This window comes from Saccharopolyspora ipomoeae (genome assembly GCF_029952525.1).
Classification (GTDB): Bacteria; Actinomycetota; Actinomycetes; order Mycobacteriales; family Pseudonocardiaceae; genus Saccharopolyspora; species Saccharopolyspora ipomoeae.
Window position 1 is genome coordinate 150,295 of the sequence record NZ_JASAOF010000006.1, and the last position, 15,084, is coordinate 165,378.

General features: G+C 67.3%; 14 protein-coding genes. 6 read left to right on the top strand and 8 right to left on the bottom strand.

Going from position 1 to position 15,084, the window contains the following annotated elements:
* Positions 1-29 precede the first annotated feature (29 nt).
* The gene (locus QFW96_RS13050; protein ID WP_281455873.1) at positions 30-779 is read left to right on the top strand and encodes a DeoR/GlpR family DNA-binding transcription regulator; all 750 of its coding nucleotides are present in this window, start codon (positions 30-32) and stop codon (positions 777-779) included.
* A 10-nt stretch (positions 780-789) separates the two neighbouring features.
* On the opposite strand, the gene QFW96_RS13055 is transcribed toward QFW96_RS13050, so the two are convergent.
* Positions 790-2,079: an MFS transporter gene (locus QFW96_RS13055; protein ID WP_281455874.1), complete on the bottom strand. Its 1,290-nt coding sequence runs from the start codon at positions 2,077-2,079 to the stop codon at positions 790-792.
* A gap of 345 nt (positions 2,080-2,424) precedes the next feature.
* On the opposite strand from QFW96_RS13055, the gene QFW96_RS13060 reads away from it, so the two are divergent.
* Both QFW96_RS13060 and QFW96_RS13065 read left to right on the top strand, forming a co-directional pair.
* Positions 2,425-2,763 (top strand): hypothetical protein, encoded by a 339-nt coding sequence (locus QFW96_RS13060; protein ID WP_281455875.1) that lies wholly within the window; start codon positions 2,425-2,427, stop codon positions 2,761-2,763.
* Positions 2,764-2,866: 103 nt separating this feature from the next.
* On the top strand, positions 2,867-3,199 hold the full coding sequence (locus QFW96_RS13065; protein WP_281455876.1) for a transketolase C-terminal domain-containing protein: 333 nt from the start codon (positions 2,867-2,869) through the stop codon (positions 3,197-3,199).
* A 40-nt stretch (positions 3,200-3,239) separates the two neighbouring features.
* Here the strand turns inward: QFW96_RS13065 and QFW96_RS13070 are convergent, their stop codons facing one another.
* The gene (locus QFW96_RS13070; RefSeq protein WP_281455877.1) at positions 3,240-3,863 is read right to left on the bottom strand and encodes a TMEM175 family protein; all 624 of its coding nucleotides are present in this window, start codon (positions 3,861-3,863) and stop codon (positions 3,240-3,242) included.
* 693 nt (positions 3,864-4,556) lie between these two features.
* Here QFW96_RS13070 and QFW96_RS13075 point away from each other — a divergent pair.
* The 3 genes from QFW96_RS13075 to QFW96_RS13085 are packed head-to-tail and all read left to right on the top strand — an operon-like array spanning position 4,557 to position 6,342.
* A complete protein-coding gene (locus tag QFW96_RS13075; protein ID WP_281455878.1) occupies positions 4,557-4,883 on the top strand; it encodes a hypothetical protein in 327 nt (108 codons plus the stop codon).
* Positions 4,883-6,040 carry a putative T7SS-secreted protein gene (locus QFW96_RS13080; protein WP_281455879.1) on the top strand — a complete coding sequence of 386 codons (1,158 nt, stop codon included), beginning with the start codon at positions 4,883-4,885 and terminating at the stop codon, positions 6,038-6,040. Before QFW96_RS13075 ends, QFW96_RS13080 begins: the two co-directional genes overlap by 1 nt.
* A complete protein-coding gene (locus tag QFW96_RS13085) occupies positions 6,037-6,342 on the top strand; it encodes a hypothetical protein (RefSeq protein ID WP_281455880.1) in 306 nt (101 codons plus the stop codon). Before QFW96_RS13080 ends, QFW96_RS13085 begins: the two co-directional genes overlap by 4 nt.
* Before the next feature lie 600 nt (positions 6,343-6,942).
* On the opposite strand, the gene QFW96_RS13090 is transcribed toward QFW96_RS13085, so the two are convergent.
* The 6 genes from QFW96_RS13090 to QFW96_RS13115 form a co-directional block, all read right to left on the bottom strand.
* Positions 6,943-8,088 carry an aspartate aminotransferase family protein gene (locus QFW96_RS13090; RefSeq protein WP_281455881.1) on the bottom strand — a complete coding sequence of 382 codons (1,146 nt, stop codon included), beginning with the start codon at positions 8,086-8,088 and terminating at the stop codon, positions 6,943-6,945.
* On the bottom strand, positions 8,085-9,410 hold the full coding sequence (locus QFW96_RS13095; protein WP_281455882.1) for an MFS transporter: 1,326 nt from the start codon (positions 9,408-9,410) through the stop codon (positions 8,085-8,087). The genes QFW96_RS13090 and QFW96_RS13095 overlap by 4 nt, the downstream gene beginning before the upstream one ends.
* 28 nt (positions 9,411-9,438) lie before the next feature.
* Positions 9,439-11,109, bottom strand: coding sequence for a hydantoinase B/oxoprolinase family protein (locus QFW96_RS13100; protein ID WP_281455883.1), 1,671 nt, complete (start codon positions 11,107-11,109; stop codon positions 9,439-9,441).
* On the bottom strand, positions 11,106-13,136 hold the full coding sequence (locus QFW96_RS13105) for a hydantoinase/oxoprolinase family protein (RefSeq protein WP_281455884.1): 2,031 nt from the start codon (positions 13,134-13,136) through the stop codon (positions 11,106-11,108). Before QFW96_RS13105 ends, QFW96_RS13100 begins: the two co-directional genes overlap by 4 nt.
* Positions 13,137-13,168: 32 nt before the next feature.
* Positions 13,169-13,897, bottom strand: coding sequence for an IclR family transcriptional regulator (locus tag QFW96_RS13110; protein ID WP_281455885.1), 729 nt, complete (start codon positions 13,895-13,897; stop codon positions 13,169-13,171).
* A gap of 668 nt (positions 13,898-14,565) precedes the next feature.
* On the bottom strand, positions 14,566-15,078 hold the full coding sequence (locus QFW96_RS13115) for a tyrosine-type recombinase/integrase (RefSeq protein WP_343231380.1): 513 nt from the start codon (positions 15,076-15,078) through the stop codon (positions 14,566-14,568).
* Positions 15,079-15,084 lie beyond the last annotated feature (6 nt).

The window sequence follows — 15,084 nt, forward strand, 5'->3', positions numbered from 1 at the left end:
GGTGGGGAAGGGGTCATACGATGCAGAGCGTGAACAGTCTGGCGATGGAGGAACGCATCGAGTGGCTGCGCGCCGAGCTCCGCTCGACCGGCTCGGTCTCCCTCGGCGACGCCGCCGAGGCGCTCGGGGTGAGCGAGATGACCGTCCGCCGGGACCTCCGGCAGCTGGAGAACGAGGGCGTCGCCCGCCGGGTCCGCGGCGGGGCCCGCCACTCCGAGCCGGCGAGCTTCCAGCGGCGCGACAGCTCGCGCGCGGCCGAGAAGCGGCTCATCGCCGAGAAGTTGCTGCCGCTGGTGCCTGCGCAGGGCCTGATCGTGCTGGATTCTTCGACGACGATGTACCGGCTGGCGGCGCTGATCCCCTCGGCCGAGGCGTTGACCGTGCTGACCAACAGCATCCAGACCTTCCAGGTGCTGCAAGGTCGGCCGGGGGTGACCGCGGAGCTCACCGGCGGCCGGTTCGACGAGCGCAGCGACTCCCTGATCGGACCGCTGGCAGCGGCCACCGTCGAGCGGCTCACACCCGACGTGTTCTTCGCGTCCACCGGCGGCATCGACGGTGATAGTTGCTTCGAGTCGACTGTCGAGGAGGCGGCGCTGAAGAAGGCCTGCGCCCGGGTCTCGCACCGCACGGTGATCGGCGCGGACACCGCCAAGCTGGATGCGCGGGACCGGGCTGCCTCCGTCGAGTTGGAGACCGTGGCCGCGCTGTGCACCGAGGTCGAACCGGACGATCCGCAGCTGGCGGAGTACCGCAAGCGGGTCCGCCAGCTGCTGTGAGCGGTGGTGCTCATGCCGCCGACACGCTCGCGGACTGCCGGACCTCGGTGTCGGCCAAGGCGTTCTGGTCCACCTTCAGGCGGAAGCTGAGGGCGAAGCCCACCAGGTAGGTCGCGGCCAGCGCCAGCACGGTCCCGGTCGTGCCGATGCGCTCCCACAGCACGGTGACCAGCAGCGATCCCACGAACTGCGAAGCACCGGCGGAGAGGTTGAGCAGCGCCACCGCCTGGCCGCGGCGAGCCGGCTCCAGCGCAGGCATCAGCGCGGACAGTGGCACGTAGGCGGCGATGGCGATGCCGAACAGGACCACGGCCCCGGCCGTCAACAGGGCGTTGGGCCCGGCCAGCACCGGCGTGAAGTACAGCAGCAGCGTCGCGGCGAACATGCCGAGGCTGCCGAACCACCGGATCGTCCGCACCCATCCGATCCGGTCGCCGATCACGCCCCACATCAGGTTGGTGAACACGGTGACCAGGTAGACCAGGCTCCACAGCTGCAACCAGCGTTCCTGGCTGAAGCCGATGTCGCGGGTGAACACGATCGGCAGCATGACGATGAAGCCGTAGAGCGCGAGCTGGTTGATGATCCGCTGGATCATGCCGTGGGCGAGCTGGACGTTCTCGAAGGGCATCTTGACGGTCTCGACGATCGTCGCGCCGAGGCCGCGCAGCGTGCGCTCACCGGAGTTCGAGGGGCCGCGGCCCCGCACCAGGAAGGTCGCCATCGCACCGCCGACGGCGATGAACGCGATCGCGCTCCACAGGGTGGTCACCGTGCCGATCCACGGGATCGTCAGGCTCGGCAGGTAGGAACCGAAAACGCCGACGCCCAGCGAGTACGAGCACCAGAACCAGCCCATCGCCGAGGACATCCGGTTCTGCGGGGCCGCGTAGGAGATCCACACGACGAACCCGAAGACGAACATCGGGTAGGCCACTGCGCGGATCGAGTACATCACCAGCATCAGCGGGTAGTTGTGCTGCATCACGCCGAAGGCGAGGAAGCCGGCGTGGAACACGATCCAGCCGATGGTGGCGATGGCCATCACCCGGCGCGGGCCGATGTACTCGGCCAGGATGCCGGAGACGAACGCGGCGATCGCGACGACCAGCCCGTACACCGTGAGCAGGGTGCCGGCTTGCGAGGTGCTGAAACCGGCCTCGGTGACGAGGTAGTCGGAGAGGAAGGCCTGCTCGAGGCCGTCCCCGGTCATGAAGAAGGCGATGGCGACGTAGCCCCACAGCAGTGCTGGGGACATGCCGAGGAACGAGCGGGATGCCGACGGCGGTGTCGGGGTCATGCGGTGGCTCCTTCTGGAGGTACGGGCCGGGCGTTGTCACGCCGTGGAACACTCTGACACATCTTGTTAGAAGTTGTTAAGAGATGTTCGCAATGATTTTTTGGCCCTCGACACAGCGCAGAGCCCTGACATGGCCCGAGGCTTGTTCGACCGCCACCGTCCCCGGGAAGCGGGGGCTTGCGGACGGTCGAGGGGGCGCGTCGGTTGGTTCAGCGGATGTTGCGCTGCAGACCTGGTTGATGGGTAATCACCCACAGGTGTGAGGCATTCGTCCCCTGGTGACCCACTCCGAGCGCTGGTATTCGTCATGGCCTGACAACGTGCGCGTGGAGGGCGGAGGTCGTGATGAGCACACCTGTGGAGCATCCGCTTGAGGGGCTGTACCAGGTCCGTGACGTGCTCGAAGCCGCGGTCGCCGGGGTCCAGCGGCAGGAGCCGGAACGGGTCGGCGACCAGCTGGGGTGCTACGCCGCGGTGAACACCTCGATCCTCTACGAGTTTCGAGCTCTGGCCGACCTGCTTCGCGAGAAGATCTCGGACTCGAAGCGCCCGGCGGTACGCGTGGCCCACGAGGAGCTCGGCGACGTCGTGGACTTGTTCGACGTGATCATTGCTTATGTCGACCGGCACCAGCCAACGATCAACGAGCTCCGGCACCAGGACATGCGGGAGGCCGGTGGATGACGCTGTGGATCGGGAGCGCTGTGGATCGGGAGCGCTGGGGGCGATGGAGCTGAGGTCGGACCACGGCATGCGGGTGAGAAGGGGGCTTCTGCAGGTGACGTGCGTGGCAGTGCGCCTCGGCTCCGAGAGAGCCGAACGGCTCGCCGCGGACAACGTCGACGTCGCGGTGGTGCGCGCACCGACTGTCAAGCCCTTCGACGCCGAGACGGTGCTCCGCGAGATCGACACGGACCGCTTCGCCCTCACCCCGGAGAACCACGCGGTGAGAGGTGGGTTGTTCGAAACCGTTGCCTCGCACATCGTTCGAGCCGGCGTCGGTCGGCACGTCACCCCGATCGGTCTGCCCGACCGGTTCCTCGACGCCGGAGCTCTGCCCGCGCTGCTCGACGGTCTGTCCACGGACTCCGTCGTGCAGACCGCGCTCGATTCCCTCTGAGAAGATCCCCATGGCATCAGTTCGGGCGTGCGGGCAGTTCTCAGGACGCCCGGGGGCCGCGGTCTCCGCGCTTCTCGATGCGGTTGATGATGGCGTGCGCGGGGATCAGCAGTAGCCAGCAGGCCGGAGCCCACCTGGGCGACAGCAGCGCCAACGGCATGGACACGACGAAGCCGACGATCGTCACCGCCGATGGCCCGTAGGCAGGCAGCGCCTGCTTCCCGGCGCGGAAGGTCCCGGTGCGGCGGGCGAGGGCGACGATGACCAGCTGCAGCGCGCAGATCATCGAGACGCTGGCCGCGTAGCCGATCACGGCCACCGGTTCGTCGCCGTAGTCGGCCAGCAGCGACGAGGGGAACGGCAGCAGCGCCACGAACCCCAGCAGCACCACGTTCACCCAGGCGACCGCGGGTTCGACCCGCCGAATGTCGCCGAACAGCTCGCGGTGCCCCAACCACAGCACGCCGATCACGAGGAACGCGATCGCATAACCGGTCAGGCCGGGGGCGAGTCCGCGCAGCGCGTCGTGCAGGCCTCGAGTGTCCAGCCCTTCCGGCACGCGGATGTCGAGCGCGAGCAGAGTGGCCGCGATCGCGAAAACACCATCGGAGAGGGCGAGCACCCGACCGTCCTGCCCCCAGTCGTCGTCCTCCTCAACCGTCACGCACCGAGACTGACGCACACCGCGCCGTCGAGCAGGGCGAGATCCGCACTCGTCCCCGACGCAGATCTCGCCCTGCTCACCGGGTGGCAAGGGACGCCGTCGGGGGAGGGACGGTCGTGCCGCTCCGGCGGCAGCACAGTGATGTTGCCGGTGACTGGAACAGGAACTCCGGTGCAGACCCCGCATTCTCTCTCGGTGACAACGGCGACTCTTCCCAGCAGTGGCATGGCGATGAACAGGCGCTGAGGTCGGTGTCCCGCTGTCCCTTCGGAGGCCAGCCTGGGGCACCGGGCGGGACATGGGCGATCAGCCCTCTGATCTGGGCCAATACGCCTTCGGGACACGTGGTGCTGGTGTCCCGACGTGTCCCCGAACCGGCGCGGGGGTGCTTGGTGGCGCGTCAACTCGTCGAGAACTTCAGCCGCATGTCCCGGCATGGTGATCGTGCACCGCGTTGTTCTTGGGTGATCGACATACGACCAGCCGCGTTACGTCCTATTAAGGCGATTTCTTCAGTGGGGAATGAAATCAAGGAGTCCAACCCGACTTCCAGCTTGGGGGAGTGGAGGTGCACGGCTGCAGGTGGGGCCGTGTTGACGTCCAAACGGGTGATGGCTTCGGATTTGATCTCGAAGGCTCTTGTCATTGCTTACGGTCATCGGGGCACGTGAGGTGTGGAGGTACACGGGTCGTATGGCGGACGGGTTTCGGGTCGATCTGGACGCGCTGACCAGGGCGTCGGATGGCGTGCGGGACACTGTTGAGGCGATGGCCAGGAAGAAGGTCGCGGACATCGATTGTCCTGCGGATGCCTTCGGTCACGACCGGTTGAGCGGTGTGGTTCGTGAGTTCTGCGATCGCTGGGATGTGGGCGTGGCCAACTTGAGCGACGACGGGGCCGAGATCGCGAGCAGGTTGTCCCATTCCGTTGAGGTCTACCGGCGAACGGACGAGGCGGCGCGAGCTCACCTTCACGGGCTCTTGGTGCGTCCAGGTGGCGAAGACCCGGCGGCGGAGTGATGGCGGAGCTGGGAGCGACCACCGACCCCAGGGCGTTGGTACCGGGCTATCCCGATTCCGTGCACGGGACCGCTGCGTCGATGAAGGCCTACGGGGATGCACTGCACGAGGCGGGCTCAGGGCTCAAGCGGATCGAGACCTCTGAGGGCTGGTCGGGTGAAGCGGCTGATCAGTTCAGGGATGCGTTCGACGGCGAGCCAACGCGTTGGTTGGAGGCTGGCGACTGCTTTCACGATGCTGCTGAATCGCTGAGCCGGTACAGCGAAACGCTGAGGTGGGCGCAAGGAGAAGCGAGCCGAGCGATCACGCTGTGGAACGAAGGCGAGGCCGAAACCAGCTACGCCCAGAAGCAGCATGCGCGTGAAGTCGAACGTGCTGAGCGCGACGCGCCACCGGGCTCGGGTCCGGTCGTGGTTCCGTTCCACGATCCTGGTGAGGCGAAACGGCAACAGGCGCGCGAACTCCTCGCCCGGGCACGCTCCCAGCTTGCTTCAGCAGGGGATCAGGCCGCCGACGTGGTCGGGCGAGCCGGGGATCGGGCTCCCGATCGGAGCTGGTTGGAGCAAGCTGCGGACGCGGTGGGCGATGCAGCCGGCGCCGTGGTGAATGCGGTCGCGTCGTTCGGCAACGCAGCGGTCCAGCATCCCGGGATGCTGGCAGGTTTGGTTGGCGGTGCAGCGCTGACCGCGGTGAGCGCTGCGGGAGAGACCGCCGGCGCAGTCCTCGACGTGACCGGTGCTGGCGCGGTTGCCGGCGTGCCCCTTGGTGCTGTCTCGACGGCAGGCATCGCGACCGGTGTTGGGATGATGGGCGTCGCGATGGCCGGGATGAGCTCGGAAGCAGCAGGAGACGACGAAGTCGAGGTCGTCGACATCGACGACGCGGCCGAGGTCGAGGAAACGACCCAGGACAAGGCTGATCTGTCCGCTTCGGACCGACGTTCCGTGGAGTCCTACGAACGTCTGGTCAAAGAGCACGAGGAGAAGCTGGACGCGTACAAGCGCGATCCGGAAGCGTTCGACAACAAGGGTATTCTCGAGAAAGCTCCGAACGACGAGGTGCGCCAGCGAATCATCGATGGTCGCGTCAGGCATCTGGAGAACGAGATTCGGACCTTCCGAGACAACATCGACAAGATCTACAAGGGTGCACGATGAGCGACGACGAATCCGTGGTGTCGGTTGAGGTCCTGCGCCAGGTGATGAACAGGGCCCTGGACAACCTGCAGGCCCAGGTCGGCGAGCGGGTGGAACTCGACAACGACTTCTTCTGGTCCGTGCCGCCGGAGCTCACCTACGACGTCTACACGCAGCCGCAGCCGGACCAGTTGACCGTCGGGCAGCTCTCGGAGTCTTGGAGCAACCTCGCGCGGCTGAACGAAGCCGGCAATGAGGTCCCGCCGTATGCGTTGGTATGGCTGGCCGACGTTCTCAAAGCTCTCGGGCACCAGGCCCGTTAGTGCCGCGATCGTCGTCCTCGGTTTAACGGCACTGCGGTCTCGGCCGGGATCGAATGAAGCAGGTCTGGGGAAATTCGAATACAGCGATTCTAGGGAGTGATGGGACTCCCCAGGGTTTTGGTTGACACTCTGATCTGCCCCAGAGATCGAGATCTTCACCTACATCGAAATTTTCTACAACGGCCAGCGACGAAGCTCCCGCGCGTCGCGCGAGTGAGGGGGTGAAGTCGAGCAGCTGCAGGCAAAACCGGCGTACCTGCGCAACAGGAGGAAGCTGGAGCTCTTTGACGCCCGCCGCCCTCACGAGTCCGTCGCCCACGGCCTGGGCCCGGCTCCACTGCTTCAACTCGATCAGGATGTAAGACGGTTCGCCCGATTCCGGGTGGCAGCCGCACAGAAATGCGTCCACCCTCTTCGGGCTGTAGGGCAACTTGTGCTCGAGCAGGACCTCGACGTGGCCGATTCCGGCGTCGAGGTCGTAGCTCAGGAGCGCGGTCGTGCCGGAGGCAGGCTGCACGTAGGTGATGTCGTCGCGACTGTGGACCCACTCATCGAGGATAGCGAGGTTCAGTCATCTGCTGGTGCCATACCGGTGGTTTTTCAGGTGCGGAAGGCGCGGGTGACCCCGTCGGTGATCTGATCGAGCTGCGCGTCGGTCATGGCGGTTGACAGGGCTAGTAGGCCGTTGGTGCCGGCGAGTACTCCTGCGTGGTACAGCTTCCACCACAATTCGGTTGGGTTCGGCGTGGTTAGTCGCAGCAGCGAGCCAGAGCCGCGCACTGGCACGTCGGCTTTGAGCAGACGTGCCCGGACCGCGTCTCCGCGTTGGTTGAGCTCGGTGATCTCCGTGGCACCGAAGAGCTGGAGGGCGGTGAGTCCGGCTGCCATCGTCACCGGGTTGGCGCTGAAGGTGCCGCCCCACGAGACCGCCCCCGGGGCGGTGGGGGCGAAGGGGGAGAGCACCTCGGCGCTGCCGCCGATGGCGCCGACGGGGAAGCCGCCGCCGATGACCTTGCCGACGGACACGAGATCGGGCTGGATGTCGTAGTCGGTGTGCAGGCCGCCTTCGCGCAGCCGGAAGGTGATGACTTCGTCGACCGCGAGCAGAGTGGCGTGTTGCCGGGTGAGGTTGCGGAGCGCGGTCACGTACTCGGGGTCGGCGGGGATGAGACCGGCGCGGTTGGGCATCAGGTCGATGAGCACGGCCGCGACGCGGGCGCCGTGCTCGTGCAAGGCCTTTTCGACAGCGGCGAGGTCGTTCTGGGGCAGCACGAGCACTGATTCGGACACCGATTTGGCGAGGCCGGGCGCTTCGGGGGGCACGAGGGCGTCGCCGGTGCCGTGGTAGCTGCCGTCGAACCGGATGATGAGGTCGCGTCCGGTGTAGGCGCGCGCGGCGCGCAGCAGCATGAGGACGGCTTCGCTACCGGAGTTGCAGAAGCGCCATTGCTCGATTCCGGTGCGGTCGCGCAGATGTTCGGCGAGCGCGACCTCCGACGCGGTGGGCAGGCCGAACGCGGTGCCCGACCGGGCGGCTTCGATCGCAGTTTCGAGGACTTCGGCGCGGGCGTGCCCGTGGATCAGCGAGGTGTAGTTGTTGTTGCAGTCGATCACGCGGTGGCCGGTGTCGTCGGTGATCAGCGCGCCGTTGCCGCGCACCGCGTATGGCGGGTGGGGTGGGACGAACAGGGTGGTCCGGGTGTTGCCGCCGGGTAGTACCCGCTGGGCTCGGTCGGGGATGCTCATGACGCACTCTCCACCGTCGTCGTGGTGCCGAGGTCGCGCAGTTCGCCGCCGCGCGTTTCGCGGGTGAGCAGCGCCGTGACCAGAACCAAGGCGATTGCGGCGCACACGTAGGCCACGACGAGCGTGGTCGAGTGGGATACCTGCAGCAGTGCGACGGCGATGGTGGGTGCGAGGCTGCCGCCGACGATGCCGGACAGCTGGTATCCGAGGGAAGCGCCGCTGTAGCGGTGCTGGGTGTCGAACAGTTCGCAGATCCACGATGCCTGCACGCCGTACATCGCGGAGTGGAACAGCAGGCCGCCGAGCACCGCGAGCACGATCAGCCCGGTGCTCTTGGTGTCGACGAGCGGGAAGAACACGAACATCCACACGAATGCGCCGGCCGCGCCGAAGACGGTGACCTTCCTGCGGCCGTAGCGGTCGCTCAGCGCGGCGAACGCCGGGTAGGTGAACAGCTGCATCCCGGCGCCGATCAGCGTAGCCAGCAGTCCGACGTTGCGGGGCAGTCCGAGCGTGGTGGTGACGTAGGTGAGCAGGAACGTGACGAGCAGGTAGTAGACGATGTCGGCGCCCGCGCGGATGCCGATCACCCGCAGCACGTCGATGGGCTGGGTCCGGAGCAGGGTGAGGATCGGTGCCCGCGTGCCGCGGTCGCGCTCCTTGGTCTCGGTGAAGGCGGGGGTCTCCGCGACCTGGCGCCGGATGTAGATGCCGATCGCGACGACCACGACCGACAGCAGGAACGGCACCCGCCAGCCCCACTGCACGAACGCTTCGCGGGACAGGACGCTGGACATCAGGTACAGCACGGCGGTGCTGACCAGTGTGCCGATCGGGACGCCGACCTGGACGAAGCTGGTGAGGAAGCCGCGGCGCGCGGCGGGAGCGCGTTCGGCGATCATCAGGGCACCGCCCGCCCATTCGCCGCCGAGGGCGAAACCCTGAGCCAAGCGGATGATGATCAGCAGGATCGGCGCGGCGATCCCGATGGTCGCGTAGGTCGGGATCAGTCCGATCGCGACGGTCGAGGCGCCCATCAGCGATACGGTGAACAGCAGCACTTTCTTGCGGCCGAACCGGTCGCCGTAGTGCCCCGCCAGCACCCCGCCGATGGGCCGGGCGATGAAGCCGATCGCGAACGTCAGGAAAGACAGCAGGGTGCCGGTCAGCGGGTCGAAGGAGGGGAAAAAGACCTCGTTGAAGACGAGCGCTGCGGCGGAGCCGTAGAGGAAGAAGTCGTACCACTCCAGCGAAGTCCCGACGAGGGACCCGAGGATGGCTCTGCGGAGCGGGGTGTCCGCCTTCGCGGTGGTTTCGGACATGGCTGTGCTCCCAAGGGGAAGAAGGGGATCAGGCGGTGTGCGCGTAGACGCGGGCGGCCGTCTCGGGGTCGAGGTAACCGCGCTCGACGTCGTCGGCGACGGCATCGGATGCGCGTTCGGCGGCCAGGCCGTATCCGCCGCCGCCGGGGGTGCGCAGGCAGACGACGTCCCCGGCGCGGAGTGAGACGTTCTCGCCCTTGCTGATCATCGGCAGCGTCACCCGCTCGCCGCCGATGCGGAACCACGGCGACGACGTCTGCCCCGGTGTCCCGCCGGCGCGGCCGACCGGGGCGGTCTTGGCCTGGTCGCCCAGCAAGCTGGCCTGGCCCTCGGCGGCGGTGAACTCGAACTCGAAGTGCACACCGAACCCGCCGCGCTGCCGGCCGTGCCCGGCGGACCCGTCGCGCAGGCCGTACTTGCGGAACCGCAGCGGATAGCGTTGTTCGAGGGTTTCGATCGACTGGACGCGGCCGATGCTCATCAGGGAGCACCCGTTGGACAGCCCGTCGCCGGTGGCGTGGCCGCCGTAGCCGCCGCCGAGGAACACGTACAGCACGAACGGGGTGCCGTCGGACTGGACACCGCCGATGGACAGGTTGTTCACGGTGGCCGAGGACCCGGCGGGCACGCGGTCGGGTGCGGCTTCGGCGAGCGCGCCCATCACGGCGGTGATGATGCGCTGGCTGGTCTCGGCCGCGCAGCCCGCGACCGGCCGGGGTGGTTTGGCGTTGAGGAAGACGGTGTCGGGGATGACGAACGTGATGGGCTCGAAGATGCCCGAGTTGATGGGGATGTCGGGGAACAGGTGCTTGATGGCGACGATGCTGCTCGACACGGTGGCGGCGTAGACGGAGTTCATCGGGCCCTGGCACGGCGCGGAGGAGCCGCTGAAATCGATGGTCAACTCCTCACCGGCGACGGTGATCTCCGCGGCGACCCGCAGGATCTCGTCGGTGATGCCGTCGTTGTCCATCTCCTCGACGAAGTGGTAGGTGCCGTCGGGAATCTCCGCGATGTGCGACCGCATCTGCTGCGCCGACCGCTCGCGCAGCGACTCGACCACACCGCTGACGAGCTCGGGCCCGTACTCGTCGAGCAGTTCGGTGAGCCGGGCCTCGCCGGCGCGCAGCGCTGTGGCCTGTGCGTCGATGTCGCCGAGCACGTCGTCGGGCAGCCGGGAGTTGGTCTGCAGGATCGCGAGGATGTCGGCGTTGAGCTCGTCGTTGCTGAACAGCTTCACCGGTGGCAGGCGCAGGCCCTCTTGGTAGCAGTCGGTCGCAGCGGCACCGAAACCACCGGGCACCCGCCCGCCGAGGTCGGGCCAGTGCCCGGTGTTGGCCAGGTAGGCGAACAGCTCGCCGCGGTAGAAGAACGGCCGCACCATCTTGGTGTCCATGATGTGGGTGCCACCGGCGAACGGGTCGTTGACGATGAACGTGTCGCCCTGGCGCACATCGCCGGTGCCGGAGATGACGCTGGCGACGGTGTACTGCATCGTGCCCACGAAGATCGGCAGCCCGCGGCTGCCCTGGACGATCATGCTGCCGTCGGTCGCGGAGTAGATGCCATCGGCGCGGTCCCACGCATCGGAGATCACCGGCGAGAACGCCATGCGTTCGAATACGGTGTCCATCTCATCCGCGATCTGCTCCAGGCGACCGCGGATGACGGCGATGGACAGCGGGTCGAGCTCGGTCATGAGGTCACCTTCACGATGAGGCTGCCGTTCTCGTGAACGGTCGCGGACGTGGCCGGGGGGAGAACGATCGTGGTGTCGCGCTGCTCCACGATCAACGGGCCGTGCAAGGTCTGGCCGGGTGTCAGGGCTTCGCGTCGCAGCACGGGTGCCGTGTGCGGGCCGTCGGCGAACACGACGGTGCGTTCACCGTTCGGCGGGTGCTCGGCAGTGGCGGTCGCGAGTTGCTCGACCGGTTCGCGCTTGACCGTCACCACCGTGCGGAGGCTGATGAGCCGGATCGTCCCGGAGGGGTTGCGGCCGTGGTAGATGGCCCCGTACTCGCGCTGGAACTCCTCGGCGAGCCGGGCCGGCGTCCAGCCGTCGCGTTCAGCGCCGAGCGGGACGCGGATCGAGTAGAGCTGCTTGCTGAAGCTCATCTCGGCGATGTGTTCCACCGCGATGTCCTGGTCGCCGTACCCATCGGCCTCCAGGGTTTTGCGGCCCAGTTCCGCTTGGTCGCTCAGGACGCGTTCGACGTCGCCGGGGGTCGTTTCGTCCACATCGGACCCCACAGCGGTGACGTAGTCGTACTTGACGTCGGCGATGAGGCACCCGTAAGCCGACAGCGCGCCTGGGTGCGGCGGTACGAGAACGGTCGTGGCACCGACCGCGCTCGCTAACTCGGCGACGTGCATCGGCCCGGCGCCACCAAAACCGACGAGAGCGAATTCACGCGGATCGTGTCCTTTGTCGACGCTGACCATGCGGATCGCGTTGGCCATCTTCTCGTTGGCGAACCGCACGATGGCGAGCGCGGCCGCGGTGACGTCGAGTCCGAGCGGCTCGGCGACGTGGGTGCGGATGGCCTCGATGGCGGCCTCGCGGTCGAGCGAGAAGCCGTCTTGCGTGCCCAGCTGCTGCTCGGCGGCGATCCGGCCGAGGACGATGTTCGCGTCGGTGACCGTGGGCCGGTTACCCCCGCGTCCGTAGCAGGCGGGACCGGGGTCCGATCCCGCGCTTTCCGGCCCCACCTGGAGAATTCCGGCACGGTCGACCGAGGCGATGGAGCCACCGCCGGCTCCGATGGTGGTGATGTCGATCATCGGCGTTTTGATCGGGACGCCGTAGTCGATGGTGGTCTCCGCCGTCACCGCGGGCTGCCCGTCCGGGATCAGTGCGACGTCGAAGCTGGTGCCGCCCATGTCGCAGGAGATCACGTCCTGCAGCCCCGCGGCCTCGCCGAACGCCGCTGCGGCGACGGTGCCCGCTGCCGGTCCGGACAGCAGCGTGCGCACGGCGAGCTCCCCGCCGCGGCGGGCCGGGATCAGACCGCCGTTGGACTGCATCACCTGCACGTCCCGAGCGAAACCCTGCTCCGCCAACTGGTCCTGCACCGCGTCGAGGTAGCGCGACATCGGGGCGCGGACGAACGCGTTGACCGCCGTGGTGGTGGCGCGCTCGAACTCACCCGGTTCCGGGCACACCTGGTAGGAGGCGGTCACCTCGACGCCCGGCAACAGCCTCCGGAGCTCGTGGGCCAGGGTGCGTTCGTGATCGTCGTTGACGTAGCTGTTGAGCAGGCAGACGGCCACGCTCTCCGCACCGGACTCCCGCAATGCGGCGGCCACCTGCGCCACCGAGTCGGAGGAGAGCGGGGTGAGCACGTCGCCTCGCGCGTCGATCCGTTCGTCCACCTCGAACGACAGGCTGCGCGGCACGAGCGGCCGGTAGGTTCCCGTCAGTCCGTAGGTGGTGGGCCGGTCGCGCCGGCGCAGCTCCAGCACGTCGCGGAATCCGCGGGTGGTGACCAGCGCGGTCCGCGATCCCTTGCGCTCCAGCACCGCGTTGGTCGCCACGGTCGTCCCGTGCACGACCGCATCGAGGTCGGCGAACGGCACGTCGAACTGCGCCAGGCCCGTCAGCAGGCCGTCAGCCTGTCGCCCCGGGGTGGAGAACACCTTCGCCAGGCGCAGTTCTCCGGTACCAGTGTGATGCAGCAGCACGTCGGTGAACGTGCCACCGACGTCGATTCCGGCAACGATCTCCATGAAACGTGCTTCCTCGTCTCTCGTCGGCCGGGTCAGCGCCGGCTGGCCAGAAGTTCGGTCATCTTGCGCGCCGCCTCGGCCAGCGGCTCGATCCAGTCGTCCGCGCGGAACCGACTGCTGGGCCCGGCCACGCTCAGCGCGGCCACGTAGTGCCCGCTCGCGTCGGCGACCCCGGTGGCGACGCCTGCAATCCCTTCGGCGTACTCCTCGTCGTTGAGGGCGTAGCCCTTGTCGCGTACCTCCGGGAACATCGCGCGCAGCGCGGTCTTGGTGCGAACGCTGTGCACGGTCACGTAGGGCAGCGCTTCGGTGGGGTAGAGGCTGTCGAGCTGCTCGTCGGTCATGTGAGCGAGCAGGAATTTCCCGGACGCGCACGAGATCAGCGGCATCCGCGTGCCGACTCCGATCTCGGCGCGCAGCACGTGCTTGGTCTCGAACCGCTGGACCATGATCGCGTCGCGATTGCGCGGTACCGCGAGGGAAACCGCCTCACCGGACAAGTCGGCGAGCGCCCGCATCGGCGTCAGCAGGTCGCCACCGAATCGTGCCGCGTCCGGCACCGCCGAGCCCACCTCGAACGCCGTCAGCCCGACGCGGTACCGGCTGTCGGCCGCACGGTCGGCGAATCCCTGCTCCAGCAATGTGGCCAGCAGCAGGTGCGCCTTGCTCTTGCTCATCTCCAGTGACCGCGCGACGTCCGTGATGCCCAGGCCGTCCGGGTTGTCGGCCAGGAGGCGAAGCACCTGCAGTGCCGCTGCCACGGTGCTGGAAGTTCGAGATGTGTTTGACATATACAAACACCTTTCGTAAGATCCAAACGGATATTAGGAAGCGCGCGGGGCCTGGTCAAGGCCCCGCGCATTTCGGTCGTGTAAGCAGATGCGGCCGAACAAGGCACAGCCAGACGTATCGACGCGTTGGCAGATGCGGACGGGCACGCCGTCCCTCGCCGAGCGGCGCGGTCGTGTCGGAGCAGTCAAGTCCTCTTGGGCGACCTTGCCGGGACCACGCGGGATACCGTCAGATTCATGTGGGTTGGAGGCGCGGTGCCACGAAACGCACTAGTGCGAGGTATGGGGCGGTGGATCCTTTTACTGCGCCGGTTAGGCTAGGGGCGACCTGGGAAAATGGGCTTGAGCATGCCGGCGACTTCCGACTTGACTGGGGCCAAGCGATCTAAAATCGAGATCCAGGCAAGCGGGAATGAGTAGAGGGTTTCCGCAGGTCATTGCCTGCGGAAACCCTCTTTTGGATTACTTCCGGAGGTCAAGCGCGCCGCTCGTGGGCTCCTTGACTTCGGGTGACTGGTCGCTTGGTGTCTTCCGGATGGAATCGCTTTGGGCGGGTTTTTGTCGGTTTGGTTGCTCGAATGTGTCCAGCTTGGCGGCCTCTTGGTGTCGAGAATTTCCAGAGTGAATTCGGGTGTCGGTTAGTGGCTGGTGTTGGTGGCGAGTGGGTGGGGTTCGCCGGTGAGGGTGGCGAGTGCGGTGGCGATTTCAGTCATGCCGACGCGGGTGTAGGTGGTGGTGGTTCCGGTGTTGCTGTTGGTAGTGGTGTGGCCTGCGTAGGCGCGGGCGATGGCGTAGCCGTGGTTGCGTTCGATCCAGGTGAGGGTGGTGTGGCGGAGCCAGTGGGTGCTGACGCCTTGGGTGTGGACCCAGGGCAGGTGTGTGCCGATGCGGGTCCAGAGGTGGTCGTAGCGGCGTCTGGTGATGGGTGTGCCGTTGCGGTAGCGCAGGATCTGGTCGGTGGGTTGGGTGGCGCCGCGGTGTTGTGCGTGGTCGCGGAGGTGGGTCATGAGGGTGGGGGAGACGGGCTGCCAGCGGATGGTCTCGCCTTTTTCGTGGAGGCGGATGAGGCATTGGTCGAGGTCGAGGTCGCGGAGGGTGAGGGCGAGTGCTCCGCCGCGGCGGCAGGCGGTTTCGATGTGCAGGCGCAGGATGAGAGT

Coding starts and splice junctions, on each gene's coding strand:
- QFW96_RS13055 (WP_281455874.1), bottom strand. CDS start 2,079: ATGACCCCGACACCGCCGTCGGCATCCCGCTCGTTCCTCGGCATGTCC.
- QFW96_RS13060 (WP_281455875.1), top strand. CDS start 2,425: ATGAGCACACCTGTGGAGCATCCGCTTGAGGGGCTGTACCAGGTCCGT.
- QFW96_RS13075 (WP_281455878.1), top strand. CDS start 4,557: ATGGCGGACGGGTTTCGGGTCGATCTGGACGCGCTGACCAGGGCGTCG.
- QFW96_RS13080 (WP_281455879.1), top strand. CDS start 4,883: ATGGCGGAGCTGGGAGCGACCACCGACCCCAGGGCGTTGGTACCGGGC.
- QFW96_RS13085 (WP_281455880.1), top strand. CDS start 6,037: ATGAGCGACGACGAATCCGTGGTGTCGGTTGAGGTCCTGCGCCAGGTG.
- QFW96_RS13090 (WP_281455881.1), bottom strand. CDS start 8,088: ATGAGCATCCCCGACCGAGCCCAGCGGGTACTACCCGGCGGCAACACC.
- QFW96_RS13095 (WP_281455882.1), bottom strand. CDS start 9,410: ATGTCCGAAACCACCGCGAAGGCGGACACCCCGCTCCGCAGAGCCATC.
- QFW96_RS13100 (WP_281455883.1), bottom strand. CDS start 11,109: ATGACCGAGCTCGACCCGCTGTCCATCGCCGTCATCCGCGGTCGCCTG.
- QFW96_RS13105 (WP_281455884.1), bottom strand. CDS start 13,136: ATGGAGATCGTTGCCGGAATCGACGTCGGTGGCACGTTCACCGACGTG.